Origin of the sequence: Gordonia sp. N1V (genome assembly GCF_029269935.1) — a bacterium.
In the GTDB taxonomy this organism is placed as follows: Bacteria; Actinomycetota; Actinomycetes; order Mycobacteriales; family Mycobacteriaceae; genus Gordonia; species Gordonia polyisoprenivorans.
In genome coordinates this window covers 1-544 of sequence record NZ_JARJDD010000071.1, presented here as the reverse complement: position 1 = coordinate 544, position 544 = coordinate 1, and the positions used below count along the sequence as shown (strand labels likewise).

At 55.9% G+C, this 544-nt stretch carries 1 protein-coding gene; it reads left to right on the top strand.

Going from position 1 to position 544, the window contains the following annotated elements:
- A partial coding sequence (locus tag P3L18_RS28150) for an ATP-binding cassette domain-containing protein (protein WP_276116003.1) occupies positions 1–544 on the top strand: 544 nt, incomplete at both ends.

The following is a 544-nucleotide window of genomic DNA, read 5'->3' as shown; positions in this document are numbered from 1 at the left end:
GGTCGGTGGTTGTGGATGGCACCGATATCACCCAGTGTTCGGCGAAGGAACTGTATGAGATCCGTAAGTTGTTCGGGGTGTTGTTCCAGGACGGTGCGTTGTTCGGGTCGATGAGTTTGTATGACAACATCGCGTTCCCGCTTCGTGAGCACACGAAGAAGAAGGAGAACGAGGTCCGCGACATCGTGATGGAGAAGATCGATTTGGTCGGTCTGGCCGGTGCCGAGGACAAGCTGCCGGGTGAGATCTCCGGTGGTATGCGTAAGCGTGCCGGGTTGGCGCGGGCGTTGGTGTTGGATCCGCAGATCATCTTGTGTGATGAGCCGGATTCGGGTTTGGATCCGGTGCGTACCGCCTATATTTCGCAGTTGTTGATCGATATCAATGCGCAGATCGATGCGACGATTCTGATCGTGACGCACAACATCAACATCGCTCGGACGATTCCGGACAACATCGGGATGTTGTTCCGCAAGGAGTTGGTGATGTTCGGTCCGCGGGAGCAGTTGTTGACTTCGGAGCAGCCGGTGGTCAAGCAGTTCCT